General features: G+C 64.6%; 17 protein-coding genes and 1 tRNA gene. 14 read left to right on the forward strand and 4 right to left on the reverse strand.

The genetic code is table 11. The features are described 5' to 3' along the window. Positions 1–5 precede the first annotated feature (5 nt). From dut to HS053_RS15060, 3 genes are all read left to right on the forward strand, one after another. Positions 6–473 carry a dUTP diphosphatase gene (dut, locus tag HS053_RS15050; protein ID WP_174212089.1) on the forward strand — a complete coding sequence of 156 codons (468 nt, stop codon included), beginning with the start codon at positions 6–8 and terminating at the stop codon, positions 471–473. After that, on the forward strand, positions 470–1,501 hold the full coding sequence (locus HS053_RS15055) for a molybdopterin-synthase adenylyltransferase MoeB (RefSeq protein ID WP_174212090.1): 1,032 nt from the start codon (positions 470–472) through the stop codon (positions 1,499–1,501). The genes dut and HS053_RS15055 overlap by 4 nt, the downstream gene beginning before the upstream one ends. A 202-nt stretch (positions 1,502–1,703) precedes the next feature. Continuing rightward, positions 1,704–2,078, forward strand: coding sequence for a DUF1761 family protein (locus HS053_RS15060; protein ID WP_174212091.1), 375 nt, complete (start codon positions 1,704–1,706; stop codon positions 2,076–2,078). Between the two features lie 42 nt (positions 2,079–2,120). Here HS053_RS15060 and putA read toward each other — a convergent pair whose 3' ends face one another. Continuing rightward, the gene (gene putA, locus HS053_RS15065; RefSeq protein ID WP_241699884.1) at positions 2,121–5,570 is read right to left on the reverse strand and encodes a bifunctional proline dehydrogenase/L-glutamate gamma-semialdehyde dehydrogenase PutA; all 3,450 of its coding nucleotides are present in this window, start codon (positions 5,568–5,570) and stop codon (positions 2,121–2,123) included. A 113-nt stretch (positions 5,571–5,683) separates the two neighbouring features. On the opposite strand from putA, the gene HS053_RS15070 reads away from it, so the two are divergent. Together HS053_RS15070 and HS053_RS15075 are read left to right on the forward strand one after the other, a co-directional pair. Then, a complete protein-coding gene (locus tag HS053_RS15070; RefSeq protein ID WP_174212092.1) occupies positions 5,684–6,139 on the forward strand; it encodes an Lrp/AsnC family transcriptional regulator in 456 nt (151 codons plus the stop codon). 100 nt (positions 6,140–6,239) lie between these two features. Beyond that, entirely contained in the window at positions 6,240–6,533 is a 294-nt protein-coding gene (locus HS053_RS15075; RefSeq protein WP_174212093.1) for a hypothetical protein, read from the forward strand. A 38-nt stretch (positions 6,534–6,571) separates the two neighbouring features. Here the strand turns inward: HS053_RS15075 and HS053_RS15080 are convergent. Both HS053_RS15080 and HS053_RS15085 read right to left on the reverse strand, forming a co-directional pair. After that, positions 6,572–6,655, reverse strand: a tRNA-Leu gene (locus HS053_RS15080). Between the two features lie 49 nt (positions 6,656–6,704). Then, the gene (locus tag HS053_RS15085; protein WP_174212094.1) at positions 6,705–7,280 is read right to left on the reverse strand and encodes a LuxR C-terminal-related transcriptional regulator; all 576 of its coding nucleotides are present in this window, start codon (positions 7,278–7,280) and stop codon (positions 6,705–6,707) included. Between the two features lie 145 nt (positions 7,281–7,425). Here HS053_RS15085 and HS053_RS15090 point away from each other — a divergent pair, with 145 nt between their 5' ends. The 3 genes from HS053_RS15090 to HS053_RS15100 are packed head-to-tail and all read left to right on the forward strand — an operon-like array spanning position 7,426 to position 9,034. Next, positions 7,426–8,127 carry a CoA transferase subunit A gene (locus HS053_RS15090; protein WP_174212095.1) on the forward strand — a complete coding sequence of 234 codons (702 nt, stop codon included), beginning with the start codon at positions 7,426–7,428 and terminating at the stop codon, positions 8,125–8,127. Positions 8,128–8,130: 3 nt separating this feature from the next. Beyond that, complete coding sequence (locus tag HS053_RS15095) at positions 8,131–8,757, forward strand: 3-oxoacid CoA-transferase subunit B (protein WP_174212096.1); 627 nt, start codon at positions 8,131–8,133, stop codon at positions 8,755–8,757. After that, entirely contained in the window at positions 8,750–9,034 is a 285-nt protein-coding gene (locus HS053_RS15100; protein ID WP_174212097.1) for a GNAT family N-acetyltransferase, read from the forward strand. The genes HS053_RS15095 and HS053_RS15100 overlap by 8 nt, the downstream gene beginning before the upstream one ends. 21 nt (positions 9,035–9,055) lie before the next feature. Here the strand turns inward: HS053_RS15100 and HS053_RS15105 are convergent, their stop codons facing one another. Next, the gene (locus tag HS053_RS15105; protein WP_174212098.1) at positions 9,056–9,949 is read right to left on the reverse strand and encodes a lytic transglycosylase domain-containing protein; all 894 of its coding nucleotides are present in this window, start codon (positions 9,947–9,949) and stop codon (positions 9,056–9,058) included. A 354-nt stretch (positions 9,950–10,303) separates the two neighbouring features. Here HS053_RS15105 and HS053_RS15110 point away from each other — a divergent pair, with 354 nt between their 5' ends. From HS053_RS15110 to HS053_RS15135, 6 genes are all read left to right on the forward strand, one after another. Continuing rightward, positions 10,304–10,507, forward strand: coding sequence for a pilus assembly protein (locus tag HS053_RS15110; protein WP_174212099.1), 204 nt, complete (start codon positions 10,304–10,306; stop codon positions 10,505–10,507). Between the two features lie 265 nt (positions 10,508–10,772). Then, positions 10,773–10,976, forward strand: a complete 204-nt coding sequence (locus HS053_RS15115; RefSeq protein ID WP_174212100.1) for a pilus assembly protein — start codon at positions 10,773–10,775, stop codon at positions 10,974–10,976. Positions 10,977–11,162: 186 nt separating this feature from the next. Then, positions 11,163–11,384, forward strand: coding sequence for a hypothetical protein (locus tag HS053_RS15120; RefSeq protein ID WP_174212101.1), 222 nt, complete (start codon positions 11,163–11,165; stop codon positions 11,382–11,384). A 45-nt stretch (positions 11,385–11,429) separates the two neighbouring features. Beyond that, on the forward strand, positions 11,430–12,266 hold the full coding sequence (gene cpaB, locus HS053_RS15125; protein WP_174212102.1) for a Flp pilus assembly protein CpaB: 837 nt from the start codon (positions 11,430–11,432) through the stop codon (positions 12,264–12,266). A gap of 234 nt (positions 12,267–12,500) precedes the next feature. After that, positions 12,501–13,877 carry a type II and III secretion system protein family protein gene (locus tag HS053_RS15130; RefSeq protein WP_458358900.1) on the forward strand — a complete coding sequence of 459 codons (1,377 nt, stop codon included), beginning with the start codon at positions 12,501–12,503 and terminating at the stop codon, positions 13,875–13,877. Between the two features lie 3 nt (positions 13,878–13,880). After that, positions 13,881–14,531: an OmpA family protein gene (locus tag HS053_RS15135; RefSeq protein WP_174212104.1), complete on the forward strand. Its 651-nt coding sequence runs from the start codon at positions 13,881–13,883 to the stop codon at positions 14,529–14,531. Positions 14,532–14,608 lie beyond the last annotated feature (77 nt).

Consider the following 14,608-nt stretch of genomic DNA (forward strand, 5'->3'; position numbering starts at 1 on the left):
GCCAAATGACTCCGCTGGTGCAGGTGGTTTGGGAAGATTGGGCCGACCGCAGCCTGCCGCTGCCCGCCTATCAGACGGCGGGAAGTGCGGGGGCCGATATCTGCGCCAACCTGCCACCCGAAATGCGACAAGGGGGGATCGTGCTGCGTCCGATGCAGCGGCTGGTGGTGCCCACGGGCATTCGTGTAGCAATCCCAGTGGGTTACGAAATGCAGATCCGCCCGCGCTCGGGCCTTGCGGTCCGCCATGGCATCACCCTGCCCAACACGCCGGGCACCATCGACAGCGATTATCGCGGACCTTTGGGCGTGGCGCTGGTGAACCTTGGCGAGGCGGATTTCACCGTGCAGCATGGGGATCGGATCGCGCAATGCGTGATCGCGCCGGTCTTGCAGGCCAGCTATGAAGTTGTTGAAACGCTTGACGAAACTGCGCGTGGAGCCGGGGGCTTCGGCTCAACCGGGCGGCGGTGATGCTGGTTCTGGGGCTGGCCGCGGGGCTTTGGGGGCTGGGTTGGCTGCTGCGGGTGCCCGTCGCGCTGCGGCTGGCGGCGCTGGCGGTGCTTTGGGCGGCGATCATTCTGGCGCATCTCGTGCTGCCGGAGGGCGCGGGCCTGCGGCAGACGCTGGGCGGCAGCGCGGCGGGTTGGGCCGTTCTGGGGGGCGCTGCCGGGTTGGTGCTGATTTATGCCATTGGTCTCAAACACTTGAAGGCGCGCACGACACCCGCCGCCTCTGAGGAAGGCCCCTTCCGGCAGGCTGAACTGGACCGCTATTCCCGCCATATCCTCTTGCGCGAGATTGGCGGGCCGGGGCAGATGCGGCTGAAATCGGCCAAGGTTCTGGTGATCGGCGCGGGGGGGTTGGGCTCTCCGGCGCTGTTGTATCTGGCGGCAAGCGGGGTGGGCACGCTGGGGGTAATCGACGATGACCGGGTTGAGGGATCGAACCTGCAACGGCAGATTATTCATTCAGATCAACGGATTGGCATGGCGAAAACCCAATCTGCCGAAATCGCGGTCAAGGCGCTGAACCCCTTTGTCGAGGTGCGCCCCTATCAGCGGCGGCTGGATGCCGAAATTGCCGAGGCGCTGATCGCCGAGTATGACCTTGTGCTGGATGGCACCGACAATTTCGACACCCGCTATCTGGTCAACCGGACCTGCGCAAAACTGGGCAAGCCGCTGATCGCCGGGGCGATGACCCAATGGGAGGGGCAGCTTTCCCTTTACGATCCGGCCCATGGAACCCCTTGTTACGAATGTGTTTTCCCCGAGCGCCCGCTGCCCGGCATGGTGCCCGCCTGCGCCGAGGCGGGGGTCGCGGCGCCTTTGCCCGGCATCATCGGCGCCATGATGGCGATGGAGGCGGTCAAGCATCTGACGGGCGCCGGAGAGACGCTTGCGGGCCGCCTGCTGATCCACGATGCGCTTTATGCCGAAAGCCGGGTGATTGCGGTCAAGCGGCGGGCCGGATGCGCGGCTTGCGGCGCAATGCATTGAGAACGCTGGATTAACCCGGAGATTTCCGCGCTTTTCTCTGTCGTTTTTCCGTCTGTTCTGCGTATTTTTTGCGTAGATACAGCGTAGTGACACAGCGCCGCCGCCCGCGGCGTTAACCAATTGCGCCGAAGCGGCGCATTTTTCCTGCGACAGCGCGCCGCAGCTTTGGCATCCTTGGCCCATCAGACAGGAGGGATGCGGCGTGTTTGCAGGGGTGGACTGGATTGCGGTGGCGGTGGGTGCGGTGCTGGCCTTTGGCGTGGGCTGGTTCTGGTATTCACCCAAAGGGTTTTACCCGGCATGGAGCGCTTCGGCCGGGGTGCAGCATCGGCGCGAAGACCCGATGGGGGCGGCGTTTGGCTCGCTCACGCTGGGACTGGTGCTGTATGCGGTCTTCGTGGGCGTGATGGTGGCGCGGGGAATGACGGGGCCGCTGATCCTTGGCATCGTGGCCTTCATCGTGATGGGCTATTCCAACAATGCTTTCAAGAAGCTGGGCGCCACCAGCCGCAACATTGACGCCGGAAGCTGGGCCGTATCCGGCGCGCTGATGTTGCTGGCGCAATGGCTGATCTGACAGGATAGAGCGCGGAGGGGCGCGTTGGCCCCTCTGCCCGGCTCAGGCGGCGCCCACCTCGGCCAGAAGCTGCGCATTGCCACCCGAAGCGGTGGTGTCGATGCAGACATGCCGTTCAAGCAGCACATGCGCGGTGTCGGGCCGGTCGGTGATCAGCGGCAGGATCGGGCCTTTGCGCCCGGCCAGCGCCCGGGCCCGGGCCCGGGCGCCTTCGGCATCGCCCCACCAGAGCGCACCGCCAAACCCGTCGAGCCGCGCAAGGGCCAAGGGCGCCAGCCCCGGCGCCTCAACCGCGCGGCCGCCAAGGGCGCGCACCGCCTCGGCCTGTGCCAGCGCCGCCTCTGGCGAGGGGCCAAGGCAAAGAAGGGGCAGGCGCGGCAGCGCGGTCAGCCGGTTCGATTCGCCGGTCGGACCGGGCAGCACCCGCGCCTCGGGCATGGCTGCGGGCAGCGCAAGGCGCAGGGCAGTCGCCACCTCGGCCTCGGGCATCTCACGGCTGTCGGGGGCGGTTGCGGGGGCTGCGTTGCGGGTGAAACGGGGCAGGTAATCGGGGCCGCCCGCCTTGGGCCCGGTGCCGGAAAGACCTTCACCGCCAAAGGGTTGGCTGCCCACAACCGCGCCGATCTGGTTGCGGTTGACATAGATGTTGCCGACATGGGCGGCATCCACCACCGCCTGCACCCGGTCATCAATGCGGGTATGCAGGCCAAGGGTAAGCCCATAGCCGGTGGCGTTGATCGCGCCGACCACGGCGTCAATCTCGCCCGCCCTGAAGGTGGCGATGTGCAGCACGGGGCCGAAGATCTCACGCGGCATGTCTTCGATGCCTTTGACGCGGATCACGGTGGGGGCGATGAAATGGCCGGCCTTGGGCGCCGCCATTTCCTGCATCACCCGGCCCTCGGCCCGGGCGGCGGCGATGTAATCGGCGATGCCCTGCTGCGCCTCGGCGTCGATCACCGGGCCGATGTCGGTGAAAAGGTCGGCCGGATCGCCCAAGGCCAGTTCCGCCATGGCGCCGAACAGCATTTCGGTAACGGTTTCGGCAACGTCTTCCTGCACATAGAGGCAGCGCAGCGCCGAACAGCGTTGCCCCGCCGACTGGAAGCTGGAGCCGAGGATGTCGCGCACCGCCTGTTCGGGCAGGGCGGTGCTGTCCACGATCATCGCGTTCAGCCCGCCGGTTTCGGCAATCAGCGGTGCGGAGGGGTCAAGGTGTTCGGTCATTGCGCGGCGGATCAGCAGGGCGGTTTCGGTCGATCCGGTGAAGGCCACGCCTTTCACCCGCGCATCGCGGGTCAGGGCGGCGCCCACCTGCCCGTCGCCGGGCAGGAGTTGCAGCGCCGTGGCGGGCACCCCGGCCTGATGCAACAGACGCACGGCAAAGGCGGCAATCAGCGGCGTCTGTTCCGCCGGTTTGGCCAGCACGGCGTTTCCGGCGGCCAGCGCGGCGCCGATCTGGCCCGAGAAGATCGCCAGTGGGAAGTTCCATGGGCTGATGCAGGCAAAGACCCCGCGCGCCGGATAGGGTTGGGCGGCGCCGGTGGCGTAATAGCGCAGGAAGTCCACCGCCTCGCGCAGTTCGGCCACGGCATCGGCCAGCGTCTTGCCCGCCTCGCGCGCCAGAAGGGCGAAGATTTCGCCGAAATGCGCCTCATAGAGGTCGGCGGCGCGGTTCAGCACCTCAGCCCGGATCGCCGGTTCGGCGGCCCAGGGTTCGGCCAGCCGCAGGGCGGTATCGACATCGGCGGTGCTGGCAAGGGTGACATGGCCGACCGGGGCGCCGGTGGCCGGGTTGGCCACGGCCAGACGCGCGCCGCCCGCCATGCGGCCCGCAAGCATCGGCTGCGCCTCGAACGGGGGGGCCATATGGGGGGCGCGGGCGGCCTCGATCCGGGCGAGATCGCCCGTGTCGGTCAGGTCGAAGCCCGCCGAATTGCGCCGCCCGGGGAACAGGTCCGGCGCGGTCAGGATCGCCGGATTGGCCAGCGATTCCATGCCTTCAAGCGCGGTCAGCGGGCAGGCGGCCACACGCTCGGCGGGCACATCCTCGTCCACGATCTGGTTCACGAAGCTGGAGTTGGCGCCGTTTTCCAACAGCCGCCGCACCAGATAGGCCAGAAGGTCACGATGCGCGCCCACAGGCGCATAGATGCGGCAGCGGGTGCCGCGGTCGGCCAGCACGATGTCATGCAGGCGTTCACCCATGCCATGCAGGCGCTGAAACTCAAAATCGCGCAGGGGAATGCCGGTTTGTTCGGCCATATCCAGAATGGCGGCGACGGTATGGGCGTTATGGCCGGCGAATTGCGGATAGATGCGGTCGGTCATGCCCAGAAGCTTGCGCGCATTAGCGATATAGCTGGCATCGGTGGCCTGTTTGCGGGTGAAGACCGGGAAAGAGGCCAGGCCCAGCACCTGCGCCCGCTTCACCTCGGCGTCCCAATAGGCGCCTTTCACCAGCCGGACCATGATCTTGCGGTCCAGCCGCACCGACAGGCCGTAAAGCCAGTCCAGCACGGCGCCCGCACGGCGGCCATACGCCTGCACCACCACGCCGAACCCGTCCCAGCCCTTCAGCGCCGGGTCCGAGAGTGTGGCCTCGATCACCTCAAGCGAGAGGGCCAGACGGTCGGCTTCTTCGGCGTCGATGTTGAAGCCAAGGCCGGCGGCGCGCGCCAGACCGGCCAGCGCGCGGACGCGGGGCACCAGTTCCTCCATCACGCGGGCGCGTTTGGCGACCTCATAGCGGGGATGCAGGGCCGAGAGTTTCACCGAAATCCCGGGATTGCTGCGGATGTCGCCCTTGTCGGCGGCGGCGGCGATTGCGGTGATCGCCTTGGAATAGGAGAGGTGATAGCGGCGGGCATCCGCCTCGGTCCGCGCGGCCTCGCCCAGCATGTCATAGCTGTAGGTGTAGCCTTTGGCTTCCAGTTCCCGGGCGCGTTTCATCGCGGATTCAATGGTTTCGCCCAGCACGAACTGGCGGCCCATTTCCTTCATCGCGCGGGTGACGGCGGTGCGGATCACCGGCTCTCCCAACCGTTTCATCGCGGCGCGCAGATGGCCGACCACCCCCGGCTCGCGGTCTTCCAGCACCTTGCCCGTCAGCATCAGCGCCCAGGTTGAGGCGTTGACGAGGGACGAGGCGGAGCGGCCAAGGTGGCGACCCCAGTCGGAGGGCGCGATCTTGTCTTCGATCAGCGCATCCATGGTTTCGGCATCGGGCACCCGCAGAAGCGCCTCGGCCAGACACATCAGCGCGATACCCTCTTCGGTCGAAAGCCCGTATTCGGCAAGGAAGACCTCCATCAGCCCGGGCTTTACGCTGGCGCGGATGCGGCGGACCAGATCGGCGCCGGACGTTGCGATGCGGGTGCGATCCTCGGCCGAAAGCCCGGCCTCGGCGATCAGGGTGCGGATCAATGCGGCCTCATCGGCAAGCGACTGATGGTCGATGATGTCCCAGGCCGATGTCATGTCGCGGATCATGGTGCTTCCCCTGCTGCTTTGGCCCATGATACAGGCAATGATGCAGGCTGTTTTCCCGTTCTTGCCAGTTTCTGCGGGCGGATCGGCTGAAATTTTGCGGAAAGGCGGGCCGAATGGATCGGATTGAGATGGATGGTTTCGACCGGGCGATCCTGCGGGAATTGTCGGTTGACGGCAGGGTCAGCGCCACCGAACTGGCGCGGCGGATCGGGCTGTCGAAATCGCCGGTGCAGACCCGGCTGAAACGGCTGGAAGAGGCCGGGGTGATCACCGGCTACCGCGCGATTCTGGACCCGATCCGCATGGGGCAGGCCCATGTCGCCTTTGTCGAGGTGCGGCTGTCGGACACCCGCGAGGCGGCGTTGCAGGCGTTCAACCGCGCCGTGCTGGCGGTGCCGGAGATTGAGCAATGCCACATGATTGCCAGCCGCTTTGACTATCTTCTGAAAGTGCGAACCTCGGACATTCAGGATTACCGCCGCGTGCTGGCCGAGCGGATCAGCGCCCTGCCCCATGTCGCCGCCACCTCGACCTATGTGGCGATGGAGGCGGTCAAGGAGGTGGTCTGAGCGCGCAAGTCAGGCATTCCAGACTTACCCTTGCAAAATCATAGCGCGAGAAATGCAGAGCCATCCACAAGGAATGGTTGAACTCATACAGAGATTTACCATGAAATCGCTTTTTACTGCCTGCGCGCTGGGTCTTTTTTTTGCAACCGCCGCTGTCGCCGGCCCCGACAGCCCGACCTTCACCGCCCATGAGGTGCAGTGCAAGGGTCGGGACTGCTGGGCGGCCGTCGTCAATGATGACGGCTTTGGCGTGATCGTCGAAGGCAAGGGCCGGCGCGCCACACGCAAGGCCGCCGAAGCCAAGGCCGAAGAGCTGAACGCTTCGGGGGGCGAGGGCTCTTTCGCCGATCCCTGCTTTCAGAACCCCGAAACCTGTGGCGGGCTGGCGGGCTGAGGCACGGGCGGCAGCTTGCGTTTGCGCTCCGCCGTCTCTGGTGCCCGCGGCGAGACTTGAACTCGCACACCCGAAGGCTAGGGATTTTAAGTCCCCTGTGTCTACCGTTCCACCACGCGGGCCAGAGGCGGCACCTTAGGGCCGGGGCGCGGCGGCGGCAAGCGGGCGCGGTCAGGTGGGTGGGGCGGCCAGCAGGCGGTGGACCAGTTCAAAGCTGTTTCGCACCATCAGCTTGCGGACCATGTTGGCGCGATGCACCTCGACCGTGCGGGGCGAACATTCCAGCGCCAGCGCGATTTCCTTACTGGTAAAGCCGTTGACCAGATAGCGCGCCACCCGCTTTTCCGCCGGGGTAAGCTGGTTGGCCGGGCCAGCGCCGCTTTCCAGCGGGCGATAGGTCCAGATCGCCAGCCGCTGCGGGTCGTCGCGGTCCAGCGCCGCCCCCCGCCCCTCCATCCAGACCACCTGCCCATCCTTGCGGCGCATGAAGCGTTCGTCATGATAGACCGGCTGATCCTGCATCGCCTTGCGGGCACGGGCGCCGATCACCTCGTAATCGGTCTGGCCGGGGTAAAGCATCCGCACCGACTGCCCCTCCACCTCGCGCGGGGTCCAGCCGAAGACCGCCTCCACCCGCAGGCTGGCATGCAGGATGATGCGGTCGGCCAGGATCAGCGTGGCATCGGGGGCGTTCTGAAACGCCAGCCGCTCAAGATCGCGGGCGCGGGAGGGGGGTGCGGGGGGCATGGGCGCTCCGGCAGGCTACTTAGGCATCTAAGTATTCTTACGGATGGTCGCGGCAAGGGCAATCTTTCAGGATCACCGCATCCGAAAACCCGGTCGGGGGGCGTTCCCCGCAATGGGTGTAGCAAGGTTCGGGCGGAGGGAACCGATGAAGAAAATCTATCCGAATGCCGCGGCGGCGCTTGATGGCCTGCTGTTTGACGGCATGACGATTGCCGCCGGGGGCTTTGGCCTCTGCGGCATTCCGGAATTGCTGATTGCGGCGATCAGGGACGCCGGCACCAAGGATCTGACCATTGCCTCGAACAATGCGGGCGTGGACGGGTTTGGTCTGGGCGTGCTGCTGGCGACACGGCAGGTGAAGAAGATGATCTCCTCTTATGTGGGCGAGAATGCCGAATTCATGCGGCAATACCTGTCGGGCGAGCTGGAGCTGGAGTTCAACCCGCAAGGCACGCTGGCCGAACGGCTGCGCGCCGGGGGGGCGGGGATTCCCGGCTTTTACACCAAGACCGGCGTCGGCACGGTGATTGCCGAGGGCAAGGAGGTGAAGAATTTCAACGGGCAGGATTACATCCTTGAAACCGGGATCGTCACCGACATCTCGATCGTCAAGGCGTGGAAGGCCGATCCCTCGGGCAACCTGATCTTCCGCAAGACCGCCCGCAACTTCAACCCGCCCGCCGCGACCGCAGGCCGGGTCTGCATCGCGGAGGTCGAGGAGATCGTGCCGCTGGGCAGCCTTGACCCCGACCACATCCACCTGCCGGGGATCTATGTGCATCGCCTGATTCAGGGCGACCACGAAAAACGCATCGAACAGCGGACTGTCCGCAAGCGGGAGGTTTGAGCCATGTGGGACCGCAACCAGATCGCCGCGCGGGCGGCGCAGGAATTGCAGGACGGCACCTATGTCAACCTTGGCATCGGGATTCCGACGCTGGTGTCGAATTACATCCCCGAGGGCGTGAATGTGACGCTGCAATCGGAAAACGGCATGTTGGGCATGGGCCCCTTCCCCTTTGAGGGCGATGAGGATGCCGACCTGATCAATGCCGGCAAGCAGACCATCACCGAACTGCCGCAGACCGCCTATTTCGATTCTGCGCAGTCTTTCGCCATGATCCGTGGCGGCAAGATTGCCATGGCGATTCTGGGCGCGATGGAAGTGGCCGAGAATGGCGATCTGGCGAACTGGATGATTCCGGGCAAGCTGGTCAAGGGCATGGGCGGCGCGATGGACCTTGTGGCGGGGGTTGGCCGCGTGGTGGTGGTGATGGACCACACCAGCAAGCATGGCGAGAGCAAGGTGCTGAAATCCTGCACCCTGCCGCTGACGGGCAAGGCGGTGGTGAACCGCATCATCACCAATCTGGGCGTGCTGGATGTGGTGCCGGGCGGCCTGAAGATCGTGCAGATTGCCGATGGCGTGACCGAGGCCGAGTTGCGGGCCGCAACGGAGGCCACAATCGTTGACTGAGATCGTCAAGGAACTGAACGGCCACAAGGGCCGCTATGTGCTGCGCCGCAATGGCGAAGAGGCGGAGGTGACCTTTTCGGTCACCTCTCCGACGCTGATCATCGCCGACCATACCGGCGTGCCCGACAGTTTTCGTGGCACGGGCGCCGGGCTGGCGCTGGTCGAGGCGATGGTGGCGGATGCGCGGGCCAGCGGCTTCAAGATCATGCCGCTGTGCCCCTTCGTGAATGCGCAACGCAAGAAACATCCCGAATGGGCGGATGCCTTTTCAGTCTGAGCCGCAGTCAGGCGGAACGGGTCAGCCCTTGCCGGGCTGACCCTTGTCATTTGCGGCACTGATCACCTTGAAGACGCAAGGGTCGGTCATCAGCTCGGGCGGGCTGAGGCAGAGGCCCTGCGCCACGGACCATGCCGCCAGCACCTTGGGCACATAATCGCGCGTCTCGGCATAGGGCGGCACGCCGTCATTCGCCTCGACCGCGCCTTCGCCGGCGTTATAGGCGGCCAGAACCATCAGCGGATCGCGGTTGAACCGCTTCATCAGCCAGTCGAGATAGGCGACCCCGCCCTTGATGTTCTGCGCCGGATCGGTGGAATCGGTGACGCCAAAGCGGGTTGCGGTGGCCGGGATAAGCTGCATCAGCCCCACCGCCCCCGCGGATGAAACCGCCGCGGGCCGCCCAGCGCTTTCCACGCCGATCACCGCCAGCACCAATGCGGGCGACACCTCGGTTCCCAGTGTCGCCAGCAGGATATCCTTGCCATAGGTGTCGGCGATGTCCTGCATATGCTGCATCCGCGGCCCGGCCACCTGCGCGCCGCCCGGCCCCTGCGACAGCACCGCCAGCGCCAGCGGGAAACGCCCCGAGACCTGATCGCGCTGCGGCGGCACCTTGTCCCAGAACCAGCCATATTGGGCGCCGGGCGAGGGGACGGCGGCGGCGGCCCCCGCGGGCGCCGGCGTATCGGCGGGCGGCTCCACACCGTTGGGGTCAACCTTGGGCAAAGCGGCAAGGGCGCGGGCCTGTTCGGCAGGGTCGATCTGCACCGTGATCCGCTTGCCCGGCAGCCCGGCGCCGACCTTGAGCCGCTTGAAAGTGAAACCGCCGTCACCGGACAGAGCTTCGCCCCCCGCCGCAAGCGGCAGGGCCAGAATCAAGGACGCCGAGATGATGCCTGCCAGTCTTCGCATCGCGTTGGATGCCTGCTTCGCTTTTGTTGGGGGCAGTATGGGTGCAAAGGGGGTGCGAATCTACCCTGCGGCGGGCCGGACCCTGCGTTTTGGCCGCGATCTGGCCACAAAGCCACGCCTCTTTCCGGTGCGCATTCAGGTTTCGCAGAATTAAATCCAGCCTTTTCCTATGGTTGCCAGAAAGATTACGAAAACGTGAATTTGGGCGGAAATGTCAGGGTGTCTCCCAATCACAGCCATGAATCGCTGGCTTATTGCTCTCAAGCCGAAGCGAAGGCGACCGGACCAGAGACCCGGCGCGGGAAACTTCGAAGCGGTGAAACCAGAGCAAAATGCAAACCAAGGGACTGAACCATGAAACTCCTGAACCTCTTCAAAGCCTTCAAGTCGGACGAATCGGGCGCCGTGACCGTTGACTGGGTTGTGCTGACCGCGGCCATCGTCGGCCTGGGCATGGTGGTGATGACCACCGTTGGCGGCGGCATCGAAGATCTGGGCGACGATATCGTCACCGACCTGACTGATGGCTCGATCAACGGCTACGGCCCGAACAACTGATCGGCATCAGGCATCAGCCTGAACCAGTTTTCCGCAAGGGCCGCATCCGCAGGGATGCGGCCCTTCGCCTTTGACACACAACCCCGGCTTGTGCCGCGAGTTTTCCCTGCAATCTTCCCGAAATCACCCCGCGGCCGCCCCAATCGGGCCATGAATCAGGGGCTTACTGTCCTCAAGCCGAAGCGAAGGCTACCGGAGCAGAGACCGGCGCGGGAAAGTTCGAAGCGGTGAAACCAGAGCAAAACGCAAACAAGGGACCTGAACCATGAAACTCCTGAACCTCTTCAAATCCTTCAAGTCGGACGAATCGGGCGCCGTGACCGTTGACTGGGTCGTGCTGACCGCAGCCATCGTCGGCCTGGGCATGGTCGTGATGACGACCGTCGGCGGCGGGATCGAAGATCTGGGCGACGATATCGTCACCGACCTGACTGATGGCTCGATCAACGGCTACGGCCCGAACAACTGATCGGCATCAGGCATCAGCCTGAACCGATCCGCCTGACAGGGGCCGCATCCGCAAGGTTGCGGCCCTTCCCTTTGGCCGGCACGCTCCTTTGCAATGCCCGAATGGCGCCATCTGTGCGCCGCAATCCTGGGGTCTTGTCGGGTTTGGGCCAATTGCGTGCAGGGCAGTCCTGCAAGCGGCATTTCGATGGTGACGATCATGGTGTTTGAAAAGATCCGGTCTGCGCTTCGCTCCGTCATCTTCGATGAGGAAGGCGCCGTGACCGTCGACTGGGTTGTGTTGAGTGCCGCAATCATCGGAATTGCCATGGTTGTGCTGACGCCTATTGCCTTCGAGACAGGCAGCGCCTCGGAACAGGTGGCAGACTACATCGCCGGGGTTCCTTCCGGCTATGGCTCGAATGACTGATCTGCAAGGCCCGTGGGTGGGCGGTGCTGGAAAGATGGTGATGGTATGAGAATGATTTTTGGACTGGTGCTGGTGGCGGGTCTGGCCTTGGCCGGGGCCGCTGTCTGGATGGCAAAGGGCTATATCTCGAAAACCGAGACTGCCCTGCAACAGGAATTGCAGATCAAGGCCAAGACCGGTGGTCTGGTCGAGGTCTTCGTGGTCAACAAGCCCAAATCCTATGGCGAACAGTTGACCAAGGAAGACGTGCAAAAGATCTACTGGCCGAAGAACGCCCTGCCCGACGGCATCTTCATCGAGGATGCGCAGCTCTTCCCGGCAACCACGACCGAGCCGCGCTATGTGGCCCGCGACATGGAGAAGTTCGAACCGATCCTTGCGATCAAGGTGACCGAACCGGGCGTTCAGGCGGGTCTGAACGGCGAGCTGGAAAAGGGCATGCGCGCCTTTGCGATCAAGGTCGAGGCCGCCGACTTCCTCCAGCCGGGCGACCATGTTGATGTCTACTGGACCGGCAGCATCTCGGGCACCGAGGGTGAGTTCACCCGGCTGATCGAAACCGGCATGAAGATCATCGCCGTCGACCGCAACACCAAGAAAAGCTCGTCTCAGGGCCAGATCACCAACCGCACGATGACGGTGGCTGCCACGCCGGAACAGGTGGCGCGGCTGGCGCAGGGGCAGGCAACCGGACGGCTGGCGATGTCACTGGTCGGCGTCGGGGATGAGACCGGCGGCGGGCTGGTCGAGGTGGACAGCAAGGCGCTTCTGGGCGTGGTCGAACAGGCGCCGGTGGCGCAGGCGCCCGAGGCGCAGGTCTGCACCATCCGCACCCGCAAGGGCGCCGAGGTGGTGGAAATTCCGATCCCCTGCACCAACTGAACCGGGAAAAATCGCAAGGCGCGGCCCCATAACTGGTGCCGCGCCTTTGCCTTGCCGCGATGGCTGGGGTCTGTTGCAGGTCATCCACATCAGGAACCGGCTCCAACCAATTGATTCTTGCATAAAAACGCCATTTCCCGCATGATCCGGGGTGGAGCGGGCGAAAAGAACCCGCCCAGAGGCGTGATCGAAAGGGCAGGTCACATGGGAATGCGAAGCCTATTGGCGGCGGGAATGCTGGGGTTGGTCCTGGCATCTTCTGTGCTGTCCCCCGTGCAGGCTCAGACCTTGCGCGTCCTTCAGGGCAGCGAAAGCGCGCCCCTTCAGGTGCCGATGAACCGCGCCGTGGTGGTCGAAAGCGATACGCCCTTTGCCGAGTTGTCGATCGCCAATCCGGGCATCGCCGATATTTCGACGCTCTCGGACAAATCCATCTACGTGCTGGGCAAGACGCCCGGGCGCACGACGCTGACGCTTCTGGCGGCCGATGGCACGCTGATTTCCAACGTCGATGTGCATGTCACCCCCGACATCGCCGAGTTCAAGGAACGCCTCCAACAGATTCTGCCCGGCGAAAAGATCGAGGTGCGGACGGCCAATGACGGCATCGTGCTGTCCGGCACGGTCAGTTCAACCGCCAAACTGGACCGCGCGCTGGATCTGGCCAATCGCTATGCGCCTGAACGGGTGTCGAACCTGATGACGGTGGGCGGCACGCAGCAGGTGATGCTCAAGGTGCGCTTTGCCGAAATGCAACGCTCGGTTTCCAAGAACCTGTCGGCCTCACTGGGGATGGCGGGCGGCAATTCGGTGGGCGTGATCGGCGGTTCGGGGCAGTTTGCCAACCACAACAACCTGAATTCGGTGCTGAACGGCAATACCTTTACCTCTGGCAACGAAGCCGAAGGACGGATGACGCTGGGCTTCTCGGCCGGGTCGCTGGAATTTGCGGTGCTGCTTGAGGCGCTGGAATCGAAGGGTGTGGTGCGGACGCTGGCCGAACCGAACCTGACGGCACTGTCGGGGCAAGAGGCCAAGTTCCTTGCCGGCGGCGAATACCCGATCCCGGTCAGCTCGACCGACGGGGTGGTGACCATCGAATACAAGCCCTTCGGGGTAGAGCTGAACTTCACGCCGGTCGTGGTGGATGGGGATATCATCAACCTGACGATCAACGCCTCGGTCTCGTCGATCGACACCACCGTCACCTTGCAGAACGACGGGTTCAGCCTGAACGCCTTCAAGCGGCGCGAAACCTCGACCACGGTGGAAATGCGCGACGGCGAAAGCTTTGCCATCGCCGGCCTGTTGCAGGACGATTTCCGCGACCTGAACGGCCAGGTGCCGTGGCTGGGCGACATTCCGGTGCTGGGCGCCCTGTTCCGCAGCGCGGAATATGAGCGGGCGCAATCGGAACTGGTGATCATCGTCACGCCGCATCTGGTCACGCCGACCCGGGGCGAGGCGCTGGCCCTGCCGACCGACCGGATCAAGCTGCCGACCGAAAAGGATCTGTTCCTGTTCGGCAATGTCGCGGGCCGTCCGAAAGGCGCTGCGGGCGAAGTGGCCCGGCAGGACTTTACCGGCTCTTACGGCTATGTGATGGAGTAGGGCATGGCTTTGCGCGCGATCCTGATGGCCTCTGTCGCGGCCATGGCCCTGACCGGATGCACCGATACCGATTTCTTCCGCGAGGTCGGCTCTGAGGTGGATGAGGGCGGCTTTGGCAACGCCACCATGAACAACACCATGCTGATGACCGGCCAGATCGAGGCGACGGTGGCGCTTGGCCGCCGCTTTGCCAACGAAGTGCCGACGACGATCAACTTTGCCTTCAACTCGTCGCAGCTTTCGGATGCCGCCCGCGCCACGCTGCGCGAGCAGGCCAAATGGATCCGGCAATTCCCCGAGGTGCGCTTCCGGGTCTATGGCCATACCGATCTTGTGGGCTCTGAGGCGTATAACAAGGCGCTGGGGCTGCGGCGGGCGAATGCGGCGGTGGCCTTCCTTGTGGGGCAGGGCATCGGCTCGGCCCGGCTTGAGGCGGTGGTGTCTTTCGGCAAGACCCGCCCCGTGATCCAGACCCCCGGCCCCGAAGAGCGCAACCGCCGCACGGTGACCGAAGTGGTTGGCTTCGTGCAGGACAACCCGATGGTTCTGAACGGCAAATATGCCGAAATCATCATGCGGGAATATGTCAAATCCGGCAAACGGGAACATCCGACCAACACCACGGTCGGAACCGAGGTTGACCCCTCGCAGTAACCGCAACAGGGGCCGCAATGCGGCCCCTTTCGTTTCCTTTCCGGCACGATCCATCGTTAAAATTCAAAGATTGACGC

The sequence above is a fragment of the Tabrizicola fusiformis genome (assembly GCF_013328815.1).
Lineage (GTDB): Bacteria > Pseudomonadota > Alphaproteobacteria > Rhodobacterales > Rhodobacteraceae > Fuscibacter.